We start from the raw sequence: 11,626 nt of genomic DNA on the forward strand, positions 1-11,626 counted from the left end.
GTCAGCGCCGGAACAGGATGTCGTGGGCCTGGACGACGTCCAGGCGCATCTGTTCGACGAGCGCCTCCGGCCCACGGTACGCCACCATGCCCCGCAACCGCGCCGCGAACTCCACCACTACTGTCTGGCCGTACAGATCGAAGTTCTCAACGGGCTCTTCCGGGCGGTCGATGACGTGTGCCTCAACCTGCCGGCTGACGCCGTCAAACGTGGGGTTGGAACCCACCGAGATGGCCGCCGGCCACCTCGTGCCGGCCTGGTCCACGAGCCAGCCGGCGTAAATGCCGTCGGCCGGGATGTAGCCGCTGGCTTCGGAGGCCAGATTGGCAGTGGGGAAACCCAGTGCACGGCCGCGGGCAGCACCGTGGACCACCTCGCCGCGCATCCGGTGCGGGCGGCCCAGCACGGCAGCCGCCGTGGTGACGTCGCCGTCCCGCAAGGCCTCACGCACCCAGGTGGACGAGCAACGGCGGTCCTGGCCGCCGTCGTCGTGGATGGGAAATCCTTCGGAGCCGAACTCACTGATGACCTGCACGGTAAAGCCGAACTTCTCCCCCAGCTCCTGCATGGTGGACAGGTCACCGGAGTTGCCGCGGCCAAAGCGGGCGTCATGGCCGATCACCACGTGGCTGGCCTTGAGGCTGTCGACAAGGACCCCGGCGACGAATTCTTCGGGCGTCAGGCTGGCGAGCTCCAGCGAGTACTTCATCACCAGGACGGCATCCAGACCCAGCTCGCCGAGGGCAACGAGCTTGTCCTCAAGGCCCATGATGAGCTCCGGTGCGGACTCGGGCCGGTGCACCTGTGCCGGGTGCGGGTCAAATGTCACCGCCACAGCGCGCGCGCCGTTGAGGCGGGCCGTGCGGATCAGCTGGGAAAGTACCTGCTGGTGCCCGCGGTGTACGCCGTCGAAATTGCCAAACGTGACAACGGTAGGGCCGAAGTCCGCGGGGACCTCGGACGGATCGTTCCAGATGTGGACCATCAACCTCGCCTTTTACTGCCTGCCATTGACTCGTCCGAAAACCGCGCCGGGCCCGGAACTCTCCTAGATTACCCGCAATTGCCTGTGCTAACCGACGCCGTGGCCGGCCCCGGCTCCCGCTGCCCCGTCCTTTCCTTCCCCGGCCTCCCGCCCCGGACTAGGATGCAAGGGCAGCATCCGGCGACGCAGCTGCGCGCCGCAGCCAACGATGCCCGCGCTGCCCGCCGGGCCGAAGGAGAGTCCTATGACTGACATCCGCGAGATTTTGGAACAGATTCCTGTTGACCAGATTGCCGGCTTGCTTGGCACGGACAGGGCGTCCGCCCAGGCCGCTGTCGAGGCCGCGGTGCCCACCCTCCTTGCAGGCATGCAGAGCAACGCACAGGCGCCGGATGGTGCAGCCTCCCTGGAGTCGGCACTCGCCCAGCACCAGGACGGGCTCATTGACGGCGGTGTGGACGTCTCGCAGGTGGACACGTCCGACGGCGAGAAGATTGTCAGCCATGTTTTCGGCGGCCAGCAGGACCAAGTGGCCAGCCAGCTCGCAGGGACGGCCAACCTGGGCGGCGTTGGCGGAGACCTCGTCCGGAAGCTCCTGCCCATTCTTGCGCCGATCGTGATGTCCTACCTCGCCAACAAGATCCTCGGCGGCCGGAACGCGCCAGCAGGCGGCGGGGTGGCCGGCGGCGACTCTTCGAGCAGCGCCGGCGGTCCCGGGGGCATCGATCTCGGCGGCATCCTGGGCGGCATTCTTGGCGGCGGTTCGCAGGGCGGCGCCGGGGGCCAGGGCGGCCTCGGCGACATCCTTGGCGGCATTTTCGGTGGGGGCACGCAAGGCGGGCAGCAGTCCCGTAATGATGTAGTACCGGAGACCGTCAAGGATTCGGCGCCGCAGCGCCCCACCGGTCCGCTGGGTCAGCCGATGCAGCAGGGCGGCGCTCCCGTTCCGGGCGAGTTGATCGACGTCGACCTCCCCGGTGAGCGCACCGAAGACCGGGCCGAGGAGCGCGTCGAGGACCGAAAGAACGACGACGGCGGCCTCGGCGGGCTGTTGGGCGGGCTCTTCGGGAAGAAATAGCGTGGCTGTCTGATGCTCCCGCACCTTCCTGGTACGGGAGCATCAACGCGTCTGGTTCACATTTAGGGCCGGCCGGATTCTCCGGTGGCATCCACCGGGCCTGTGGCGGTTGCGATGTGCATCAGCCAGTGGTCCAGTTCCTTGGGCTTGCGAAACACCAGCACCGGTGGCATGTCCGGATCGGCCTGCCATTCCCTGAAGACCCGCTTTTTCCTGGCAAACGAGTTGAAGTGCCAGTAGAAGATCGAGTCCCTGGCAAAAAGCCTCGCCAGCGTTTCCACGTTTCCGTTACAAACGGGCTGTCTGGTGATGACTCGGCGGACCGAGCGGCGGGTCAGCCTGGCAAGCGACAGCCACCGGGGGTAATCCAGCGCAACAACTAGTTCCGCCCGGGGTACAACAATGTCGCGCCAGACGCCATAGGCGCTGTCCAGGACCCAGAAATCGCGGGCCGCCACGTCCGCTGCGATCTCGCGTTGTTGTTCGACGCTGCGCTGCTGCCAGCCGGGAAGCCAGCCGATGTCGTCGTCGGCGGAAAACTCCGGGAGCCCGGAAGCAGCAGCATACGCGTGGGCGGCCGAAGACTTGCCGCTGCCCGTGACGCCGTAGAACAGGACCCGGGCTGGATTTGGCGGAATGGATTTCACGGGTGGCTCCCCCCTGTTTCGCTCGGCACGCTGGCGTCCCTTGAAGCCTGGCGCACCGCGATTTGACACAATAGCACCCTGCGTTCAAGGCCGGCGCTCGCCAGACGGCACGGATTTCAGCTCGGTGCCGCCGAGGACGCTGCCCGTTTCGCGGTTCCCGGGACGTCTCGGTTCAACTGCTGCCGTCTCACTCGAGTCGGAAGTAGGTGTTTCGTCGCGGGACCTGTCGTGGGTCGATGTGGGGTGGCGGGATGAACCAGGGCACCCCGGTTCGGACCTGGATCTGCCACTGTTCCTTGTGGATCAGGTGGTGGTGATGGCTGCAGAGCAGGGCGCCGTTGTCGGTGCCGGTGGTTCCGCCGTGGGACCAGTAGGTGATGTGGTGGGCTTCGCACCACGGGGCGGGGATGGTGCAGCCGGGGAACGCGCAGCCCTGGTCGCGGGCGGTGAGGGCTTTGCGGATGTGCGGCGGGAACACCCGGGTGGTGCGGCCGATGTCCAGGATCCGTCCCTGGCTGCCGAGGAGGACGGGGATGATGTCCGCGTCGCAGGCGATCTTGCGGACGGTGGCGGCGGTGACGGGGCCGGTGAACGTGAACGAGCCCGTGCCAGGGATGCCCGCGGTGCCGGTCCTCTCGATGGTGCCTGAGGCCGAGGTGGCGTGCTCGAGGTTCTCCAGCCGGTCGAGGAGGTCGCGGTAGTCGATGGTCACCATGACCTGCGGCCGGAGCCCGCCCGCAGCCGGGAGCGCACCGGTGGTCAGGGCTGTTTTGCAGGCGCCGACGAGGCCGTCCAGGAGCTGCTGCGGGCGGGTCCGCTGATCCAGTTCCGGTTCCAAGTCCTGCTCTGCGCCGCTGTCGGCGCCGGCGCCTGTGCGGATGCGGGGGTTGGCGGCCGTATTCATCGCCGTAAGCAGCTGTTCCGTTAGCTCCGTGGTGGCCAGGATTTCCATCCGCTGGAGTCCGTGGCGGGGCTGGCGGAGGAACACGCCCTGGCGGTGCCGGAGTTCGGTTTCGGTGGGTTCGGTGCCGTCCTGGTCGATCGCGTCCGTCCACTGCCGGGCGACCCGGGCGACGAAGTCGGTGTCCTGCTCTGCCGCGGCGCGGGTCAGGGCGTGTTCCATCCTGGCGGTGGTGTTTTCGGTGGAGTGGTGGCGGACCCGGTCCAACGCCAGGGTGATGATGGTCGCGGACCTAGTGCCCACGGACCCGGACGCCACGGCCTCGGCGAGCTCGGGCCGTTCGGGTTCCTGGGGGTGGCCGGTGATCCCGGGCCTCGGCAGGACCGCCTCGGCCAGTGCCAGCCGGCGGCGGGCTTCGCCGGCACCGATCCGCAACCTCGCGCGGAGGAACTCTGTGGTGTTCCGGCACCCGTCATCGGCCGGATCCGGTTCCCGGGTCGCAGGAGCTGCAGTTCCCGCGGGCGCCTCGGCAGCCGGACCGCTTGCAGCCGGGTCACTCCCTGCATCCGCCGGGCTGGTGGCCCAGCCGATGGGCCCGTGCACGGCTGTCGCTTCGCCCCACCCGGTGGTCCAGCCAACCGCGGCACCCGAGCCGGCCCTCGCAGAACCCGCAGCAGCCGAGGCCTGGCGCCGGGTCCGGTCCACAGCCCCGGCGGCGACCACCTGCAGGTATTCCATGGTCCGGGCGATKTCCTCAACGTTCGCCGCGAAGTCGGCAGCCTCCCGGAAGCCCATCAGACCGGCGTCCTCGACCGCCGTCGAACTGGCACGTTTGAGCAGCGCAAGGCTCCGGGGAAGATCACCGGCCCCGCCGCCGTCGGACGCCAACGCCTGAGAAGTCTGCAGNAAGCCCATCAGACCGGCGTCCTCGACCGCCGTCGAACTGGCACGTTTGAGCAGCGCAAGGCTCCGGGGAAGATCACCGGCCCCGCCGCCGTCGGACGCCAACGCCTGAGAAGTCTGCAGACCGGCGGGGACACTGCGCAGGCCCGGAACGGAGGCAAATCGAACAGCAGAAGCGGCGGCGGGCAATGCCGCCCACCGCAACGCCCCTCCTGCAGCGAGTTCCCCCAAGACCTCCATGGGACAACTCTGCCAGCGACCTACGACAATTTAGGGCCGCCGAGTCAGGACGACTGTGACCCTGCTGAATTTACTGACGGGCGGCGCCGGTACAGCCACGCAAGTCCAAGAATGGGAAGCAGCAGCGGGATAAACGCGTAGCCGCGGCCGAAAAGCGACCAGACCGTTTCGTGCGGGAAGTTGACGGAGTCGAAGATGCTCAGCGCCCCGACCACCACCACGCCCACGAGTTCCACGAGAACGGCGGCCACTGACACTTTGAACCACGTCCTGCCGGGCCTCGCCAGGGAGACCGTGGCGACGGCGTAAACGAGTGCCGCGAACGCCGAGAGCAGGTATGCGAGCGGCGCCTCGGAGAACTTGGTGAGAATCTGATAGCCGGCCCGGGCCGTGGCAGAGATGGCGAAAACTGCGTAGACCGCGATCAGCAGCCGCCCGGGCCCGGTGTTCCGGGTGTCCTTGGACAGGGCCTTCGGCGCCGCGTCGGTCTTGTTGACGGGGGTTTGCGGAGTCACGTCTTGTGCTTCTTCCACTCAGTACCAGATCTGGTTCATGCGGGCGGCCATGACAAGGGCGGTGACGCCCACGGCAGCCAGGACAAAGTTGCTCCACCGGGTTCGTTCCAGGATGGACCAGTACACGGCGCCAACGGGCAGGATCAGGGCCGTGATCAGGTAGCCCCAGAATTCCCATGATTCCCCGGCTATCTGTTCTCCCGACGAAACGCGGACGATGGAGCCCACGAGGTAAACCAGCAGTGCCAGTTCGACGGCGGCCACGGACAGGATGGTGGCGTCGTTCGGGGCTTTATTCATGATCCCCGCCACGGCGCAGATGATGGTGGAGAGCAGTCCGACGGCCAGAATGATGTAAAAGTACGCGTCCATGCTATTTGCCCGGCTGTTCGTTGCTGGGGGCAAAAACGAGCACAGGCTTGGCATAGCCACCGGCGTCGGCCAGCAGGGCAACGAGCGAGCCGTCGGGCGCGAACGCTGCGGCCGGATTGTCTGCGGTGGCAGCCTCCGGGGTTCCGGCTGCCGCGCCTGCGGCTATGCGCCGGCCGAAGGAGATTTCAGTGGCTTCATCCTCGCTGAGCTCCCGGTTCGGCATGAGCGCCCGCGCCGCCTGGGACATCTCCAGAACTTCCAGTTCCTCCGCCAGCTGCTCGAGCGTCCGGGCCTGGTCCAGCGTGTAGGGGCCAACCTGGGTCCGCCGAAGCGCCGTCAGGTGGCCTCCTGTTCCCAGCGCCTCGCCAAGGTCGCGTGCCAGGGCCCGGATATATGTTCCGGACGAGCACTCCACAGTGACGTCCACGTCAAGGACTTCGCCGTCGCGCTCGGGGCGGAGCGAATGGACATCGAAACGGTGGATGGTTACGGGCCGTGCAGCAAGCTTCACGTCTTCGCCGGACCGGACGCGGGCGTACGCGCGTTCGCCGTTGACTTTGATGGCGCTCACGCTGCTGGGGACCTGCTGGATCTCGCCGGTGAGTGCTGCGACGCCGGCCCGGATGGCTTCTTCGGTGACCGCAGCGGCAGATTGGCTGCTGACCACCTCGCCTTCGGCGTCGTCCGTCACTGTGGATTCGCCGAGACGGATGGTGGCTGTGTACGTCTTGGACGTGCCCACGATGTACGTCAGAAGCCGTGTGGCCTTGTTGATCCCAAGAACCAGCACACCCGTGGCCATCGGATCCAGCGTTCCGGCATGCCCCACTTTCCGGGTACCGGCCAGCCGCCGCATCCGTCCAACCACATCGTGGCTGGTCCATCCTTGCGGCTTGTCCACTATTACCAGTCCAGAAAGCACGCCTCCCAGTATATCCGCGCCCACGGCGCTCCCATTTCGCACGACGGCGGGCGGCCGGGTCCCGCGGCCAGCACGACGGCGGGCGGCCGGGTCCCGCGGCGGCCCGACGGCGGGCGGTTAGGATGGCAGACATGCCCGAGCTTGCCGCCCATGTCCGCGACTTTCCCGTCAACCAGATCCGCGAGATCACCGAAGCAGCCTGGGCCACCCCCGGAGCCATCGTGCTGAGCATCGGCGAACCAGGCTTCGCCGTCCCCCGCCATGTCCTTGAGGCCGGAATGGCATGCCTGGACCGCGACGAGACCAATTACACGCCGAATGCCGGAATCCCTGCCCTCCGCGAGGCCTTCGCAGCGAGGTTCCGTGAACACAACGGCGTCGAGGTCGGGTCCGAACGGGTCTACGTGGTGGACGGCGCCCAGCAGGGCCTCCACTTCGCCATGAGCCTGCTGCTCTCCCCCGGCGACGAAATCCTGATCCCCAATCCGGGCTACCCCACCTTCGCCATGACCAGCCGGCTGCTGCACGCAGTGCCCGTGCGATACCCGCTGTACCCCGAGCACGACTTCCAGCCCCGGATCGAGGACATCGAAGCCCTCATCACGCCGCAGACCAAAGTGCTGATCCTGAACTCGCCGTCCAATCCGCTGGGCGCGGTGCTGGGCGGCGACCTCACCCGCGGCCTCGTCGAACTGGCCCGGCGCCACGACCTGTGGATCATCTCCGACGAATGCTACGAGGCATTCACCTACGACGTCCCCCACGTCAGCCCCGCCAGGTTCGACAGCGACGTCCCCGGGGAGGCCAGGGTCTTCACTTCGTTGACGCTTTCCAAGACCTATGGACTGACAGGGCTGCGGATCGGCGCGCTGATTTGCCCGCCGGGGCTGGAGCGGAAGATGAACAATGTGATGGAGTCGATCGTTTCGTGCGTCGCCTCACCGTCCCAGTACGCCGCGCTCGCCGCACTTGAGGGGCCGCAGGACTGCGTCAGCCATGCCCATGCCCACTACCGGGCCAACCGGGACGCAGCTTCGGCAGTGCTGGCGTCCAAGGGCATTCCCTTCCTTTCGGCGCAGGGGGCGTTCTACCTTTGGGCCGATGTTTCCCACGTCAGCGGCGGCGATGTGCGAACCTGGGTCCGTAAGTTCCTCGCTGATGCCGGGGTTTCTTTCGCGCCCGGCACGGCCTTCGGTTCCATCGGCGAAGGCTGGATCCGCATTGCACTCTGCGGCGTCCAGGCTGAACTAGTGGAAGGCCTTGGCCGTTTGCCGTACCGCGGCTGACGCCACACGTCCCGGGACTGACGCCGCACGTTCTGGGGGCGCCCCGCACGGCGGGGGAACAACTCCCAGGTGGGGCAAAGAGTCCCTAGTGCGAAAGCCGCCCGCGCCTTAACCTGACCAGAGGGGCGGCACCGGAGAGGAACATCATGTGGTGGCAAGACCTGCTGTGGGGCTTCTGGAACGGTTTTACGGCGTGGATCGTGCTCATCGCGCACGTTTTCGGCGCGTGGGCTGAGTTCCCCTTCTACAACAACGCGAGGGCCGGCAATTGGTACGACTTCGGCTTCCTGCTGGGCATGGGATCGCCGCTTCTCGGCGGGCTGGGGGCGCGCGGCGGCCGCCGGTCGCGGACATAGTGCCGCGAACCAACCCGGTGCGGCGAACATGGCGGTGCGGCGAACATAGCGCAGTGCACCTCCCGGCTGAGCCTCTAGTACTCGATCTCCTCCTCGGGCGGCGCCTGCTCGGGCGACCATGACATCCTGACGATGAAATGGGCCTCGGCAACATTCCTCGCGATGATGGCCCCTGCCGTGCCGGCCAATTTCACGCCGAACTGAAGTTCCAGATGTTTCGGCGCCAGGTCCCCCAGGACGTCCGCGGCGGCTCTTGCTGCCGGCCGGATGGCCGCGAGGGCATCTTCTAGCCTGCGCCCGGTGTCCTGGATCCCCTGGTCGTCCCGCGAGGGGTGTTCCACCCCGAAGCTGCTCTCCTCTGCTTCGACCAGGACCATGCCGGATCCGACTTCGTAGCGCAGTATCTCTGTCATGGCTTCCTCCGTATGCCGAATTCTTGTGCCGGGAATGTGCTGCAGATTGCTGAAAACGACTGGGGCCGAGGCCGGAGTGGTGCTCAGCTCAGAGTGGAGGACAGCGCGTGCTCCAGCCAGGTCCGCAAGGCCGGCGCCGGCGCGGCTCCCGCCTGCCGGGCAATCACCATTCCGCTGACAATCACCATCAACGTGGGGATGGCCTGGACTGCAAACCTCGCAGAGAGCCCGGGGGCCTTGTCCACGTCGACTTTGACCAGTTTGATCCGACCTGCCTTCTCCGTTGCCAGCTGGTCCAGGACCGGGCTGACCAACTTGCAGGGGCCGCACCACTCGGCCCAGAAGTCGATCAGGGCAGGCACGGTGGACTGCTCGGCGATGTGCTTGAAGTCAGCATCTCCGGCGTCGACAATCCACGGCAGGTCGTGGCGGCAGTTGCCGCAGCGCGGACGGCCGGGAGCAGCTGCCGGGATCCTGTTCGTCTTCCCGCAGCCGGGGCACCTGATAAGTCGCGGTTCCACTGCTCCGCGCTGCCTTCCAGCCGCACCTGAGGTCATGGCTTAATCGGACGCCTGCCAACCATTGCCGGATAGAGTCGAAGGTCCCGCCGGTCCGGCAGGCCGGAACCCCGAGGCGGAGGTCAGTATTCCGTGCGGTCCGGGTTGTCCCGCCACGCGTCAAAGGGGACGTTCGACGTCGGGATATCGGTTTGGCTGACCGGCATAAGCTCCGGGCGGGTGCCGTCAAAATATTCGTAGAACAGGGCGTCGTCGAACCCGGCAGCCGCGGCGCCGTGCCTGTCCGCGGCAAAATACACACGACCGATCCGCGCCCACAACGCGGCCGCCAGGCACAACGGACAGGGTTCGCAGCTTGCGTAGAGCACAGCTCCGCTGAGGTCGAAGTTGGCGGATTCTGCCGCAGCGGTGCGGATGGCCACAACTTCGGCATGTGCGGTGGGGTCGTTATCCCGCGTTACCCTGTTGACGCCAAAATGGCGTTTTCCGTCCTCGGTGACCACCAGCGCACCGAACGGTCCGCCGCCGTCGGCCACATTCTGAACGGCGAGGTTAATGGCCTGCCCCAGGAAGTCCTGGATAGCGGCGGCTGAAGGTTGGGCATCCATGCTCCGATCATAGCCAGCCGGCCCGTAGTTCCGGTGAGCCGGGCCCGGCAGTTTGCGTGACCATCGACGATGCCGACGACCGGGAATTACAATATGGGCAGTGGGGGCAGCCGTTTCTTACGGTAGCCAATCCGTGGTCTCAAGGCTCTTGACATTCATCAAAGGGCATTGGAGAGAACCATGAGAAATCAACGTCGGGTGCTTGCGTCCGCGGCAGCTATCGCCGTGCTCCTGGCCCCCGCAGCTACGGCCAGTGCCGCGCCAGCGGAGCAAACACCCGTAGTCCTTGCGAGCGGACTCGTGGGTCCCCTGCACGTCAACGCTGACCAGGACGGCTCGGTGATCGTTAGCGAGGAATTCGCCGGCCGCCTGACGAGGGTTCAGGCCGACGGCAGCAAGTCCACCGTCTACTCGGCTCCTGATTGGGACGTGGCGGGCACCGCGGAGCGCCGGTCCACACTGTATCTCCTGGAAAGCCAGGGCGCCGGCCCGATGGACGACAGGCGATTGGCAGGCCACATCAGGGCCATCAGCGACGACGGTACGCAGTGGACACTCGGGGACTTCGCTTCCCTGGAGTCGGAAGAAAACGCCGACGGCGACACCCGCTACGGCTTCCGCAACCTGCCGGATGAGTGCGCCGCCCAGCTGCCCGCAGGCATGCCGCCTGCCTCGTACACAGGCGACGTGGATTCCCATCCATACTCGATTGCCCTGTCCGGCCGCACGGCCTACGTGGCAGATGCGGGAGCCAACAGCGTGGTTTCCGTGGACCTCCGTTCAGGTGACACCGAAACCGTCGCCCTCCTCCCGCCCCAGCCATACCGGATCACTGCCGACGTTGCGGCGACACTGCAGCTGCCGGACTGCGTTGTGGGACGGACCTATGCATTTGAACCAGTGCCCACGGACGTGGCGGTAGGTTCCGACGGTTGGCTCTACGTCACCACGCTCCCCGGCGGACCGGAAGATCCGCGGCTGGGCGCACGCGGGTCCGTCTATAAGGTCAACCCGGACAACGGCAGGGTCAGGCTGTTCGCTGACGAAGTGCTCTCCCCCACCGGACTGGCACTTGACGACGACGGCGACATCTACGTCGCGTCGCTGTTCGGCGACGGCGTGCTCAGGATCAACGGCGACGAAGGACAGCGGACAGTCCTGACAGGCAAGCTCACCGCCGACGTCACCATCGGGGATTCCACGCTGTACGCGACCACTGATGCCCTCCCCGCGCCGAACCAGGCACCCGACGGCAAACTGGTTTCCCTTGACCTTGACAGGCACGCCCGCCACTGACGCCACTCCTTGGGCAAAAAAATGGCCGGACCCTTGCGGGTCCGGCCACACTCATGCCTGCGACGTGCTACTTGTTGCCGTCTTCGTTGATTTCTTCGTCGTCGATGAGGTCTTCGTCCTCTTCGTCGAAGTCGTCCTCGTCGATTTCGACATCCTCAGGAATGTCGCTCTTGTAGGGATCGGCGTCGCCGGCGTGCTTGGCGCTGGCAGCCAGGGCGGCAACCTCGGCGTCCCGCTTCTTGGCGGCGCGGAGCAGCTCTTCGAGGTTGGAGGCGTTGACCGGAATCTGGTCAGCCACGAATTCGAGGGTGGGAGTCAGCCGGACCGTGATGTTGCGGCCCACTTCCTGCCGGAGAACGCCCTTGGCCTTCTCCAGGCCCTTGGCAGCATCAGCCTGCACCACCTGGTCCCCGAACACGGTGTAGTAGATCGTGGCGTGTTGCAGGTCATTGGTCACGCGGGCGTCGGTAACAGTAATACCTTCAAGCCGCGGATCCTTGACCTTCCGGCCCAAAGCCTCTGCAACAACAACCTTAATCCGCTGCGCCAACTTGGCAGCGCGTGCCGGATCAGCCATTTCCACTCC

15 protein-coding genes are annotated in these 11,626 nt (G+C 66.4%); 4 read left to right on the forward strand and 11 right to left on the reverse strand.

Annotated elements, in window-relative coordinates; translation table 11 throughout:
- Position 1: 1 nt before the first annotated feature.
- Both ASF98_RS05160 and ASF98_RS24680 read right to left on the reverse strand, forming a co-directional pair.
- Positions 2-985: a bifunctional riboflavin kinase/FAD synthetase gene (locus ASF98_RS05160; RefSeq protein ID WP_055798420.1), complete on the reverse strand. Its 984-nt coding sequence runs from the start codon at positions 983-985 to the stop codon at positions 2-4.
- A gap of 87 nt (positions 986-1,072) precedes the next feature.
- Positions 1,073-1,240 carry a hypothetical protein gene (locus ASF98_RS24680; protein ID WP_235505612.1) on the reverse strand — a complete coding sequence of 56 codons (168 nt, stop codon included), beginning with the start codon at positions 1,238-1,240 and terminating at the stop codon, positions 1,073-1,075.
- On the opposite strand from ASF98_RS24680, the gene ASF98_RS05165 reads away from it, so the two are divergent.
- The gene (locus tag ASF98_RS05165; RefSeq protein ID WP_055798423.1) at positions 1,230-2,063 is read left to right on the forward strand and encodes a DUF937 domain-containing protein; all 834 of its coding nucleotides are present in this window, start codon (positions 1,230-1,232) and stop codon (positions 2,061-2,063) included. The genes ASF98_RS24680 and ASF98_RS05165 overlap by 11 nt on opposite strands.
- A 62-nt stretch (positions 2,064-2,125) precedes the next feature.
- Here the strand turns inward: ASF98_RS05165 and ASF98_RS05170 are convergent, their stop codons facing one another.
- From ASF98_RS05170 to truB, 5 genes are all read right to left on the reverse strand, one after another.
- A complete protein-coding gene (locus tag ASF98_RS05170; RefSeq protein WP_082506717.1) occupies positions 2,126-2,710 on the reverse strand; it encodes an adenylate kinase in 585 nt (194 codons plus the stop codon).
- A 187-nt stretch (positions 2,711-2,897) separates the two neighbouring features.
- A partial coding sequence (locus ASF98_RS05175) for an HNH endonuclease signature motif containing protein (RefSeq protein ID WP_235505613.1) occupies positions 2,898-4,517 on the reverse strand: 1,620 nt, incomplete at its 5' end.
- A gap of 281 nt (positions 4,518-4,798) precedes the next feature.
- Positions 4,799-5,269: a hypothetical protein gene (locus ASF98_RS05180; RefSeq protein WP_055798743.1), complete on the reverse strand. Its 471-nt coding sequence runs from the start codon at positions 5,267-5,269 to the stop codon at positions 4,799-4,801.
- Positions 5,270-5,287: 18 nt separating this feature from the next.
- The gene (locus tag ASF98_RS05185; RefSeq protein WP_055798430.1) at positions 5,288-5,641 is read right to left on the reverse strand and encodes a hypothetical protein; all 354 of its coding nucleotides are present in this window, start codon (positions 5,639-5,641) and stop codon (positions 5,288-5,290) included.
- A 1-nt stretch (position 5,642) separates the two neighbouring features.
- On the reverse strand, positions 5,643-6,563 hold the full coding sequence (gene truB, locus ASF98_RS05190; protein WP_082506723.1) for a tRNA pseudouridine(55) synthase TruB: 921 nt from the start codon (positions 6,561-6,563) through the stop codon (positions 5,643-5,645).
- A 131-nt stretch (positions 6,564-6,694) separates the two neighbouring features.
- Between truB and ASF98_RS05195 the strand changes: the two genes are divergently transcribed.
- Together ASF98_RS05195 and ASF98_RS05200 are read left to right on the forward strand one after the other, a co-directional pair.
- Positions 6,695-7,849 (forward strand): pyridoxal phosphate-dependent aminotransferase, encoded by a 1,155-nt coding sequence (locus tag ASF98_RS05195; RefSeq protein WP_200939309.1) that lies wholly within the window; start codon positions 6,695-6,697, stop codon positions 7,847-7,849.
- A 146-nt stretch (positions 7,850-7,995) separates the two neighbouring features.
- A complete protein-coding gene (locus ASF98_RS05200) occupies positions 7,996-8,205 on the forward strand; it encodes a hypothetical protein (RefSeq protein WP_028272182.1) in 210 nt (69 codons plus the stop codon).
- A gap of 74 nt (positions 8,206-8,279) precedes the next feature.
- Here ASF98_RS05200 and ASF98_RS05205 read toward each other — a convergent pair whose 3' ends face one another.
- The 3 genes from ASF98_RS05205 to ASF98_RS05215 all read right to left on the reverse strand — a co-directional run bounded on the left by ASF98_RS05205 (position 8,280) and on the right by ASF98_RS05215 (position 9,744).
- Positions 8,280-8,618, reverse strand: coding sequence for a CU044_2847 family protein (locus ASF98_RS05205; protein WP_055798436.1), 339 nt, complete (start codon positions 8,616-8,618; stop codon positions 8,280-8,282).
- Positions 8,619-8,701: 83 nt separating this feature from the next.
- Positions 8,702-9,175 (reverse strand): thioredoxin, encoded by a 474-nt coding sequence (gene trxA / locus ASF98_RS05210; protein WP_055798439.1) that lies wholly within the window; start codon positions 9,173-9,175, stop codon positions 8,702-8,704.
- A gap of 83 nt (positions 9,176-9,258) precedes the next feature.
- Complete coding sequence (locus tag ASF98_RS05215; RefSeq protein WP_055798442.1) at positions 9,259-9,744, reverse strand: nucleoside deaminase; 486 nt, start codon at positions 9,742-9,744, stop codon at positions 9,259-9,261.
- A 180-nt stretch (positions 9,745-9,924) separates the two neighbouring features.
- On the opposite strand from ASF98_RS05215, the gene ASF98_RS05220 reads away from it, so the two are divergent.
- Positions 9,925-11,040, forward strand: a complete 1,116-nt coding sequence (locus ASF98_RS05220) for a ScyD/ScyE family protein (RefSeq protein ID WP_055798445.1) — start codon at positions 9,925-9,927, stop codon at positions 11,038-11,040.
- A 67-nt stretch (positions 11,041-11,107) separates the two neighbouring features.
- Here ASF98_RS05220 and rbfA read toward each other — a convergent pair whose 3' ends face one another.
- Positions 11,108-11,617 (reverse strand): 30S ribosome-binding factor RbfA, encoded by a 510-nt coding sequence (gene rbfA / locus ASF98_RS05225; protein ID WP_055798448.1) that lies wholly within the window; start codon positions 11,615-11,617, stop codon positions 11,108-11,110.
- Positions 11,618-11,626: the final 9 nt, after the last annotated feature.

It is taken from the genome of Arthrobacter sp. Leaf337, from assembly GCF_001423745.1.
In the GTDB taxonomy this organism is placed as follows: Bacteria; Actinomycetota; Actinomycetes; order Actinomycetales; family Micrococcaceae; genus Arthrobacter.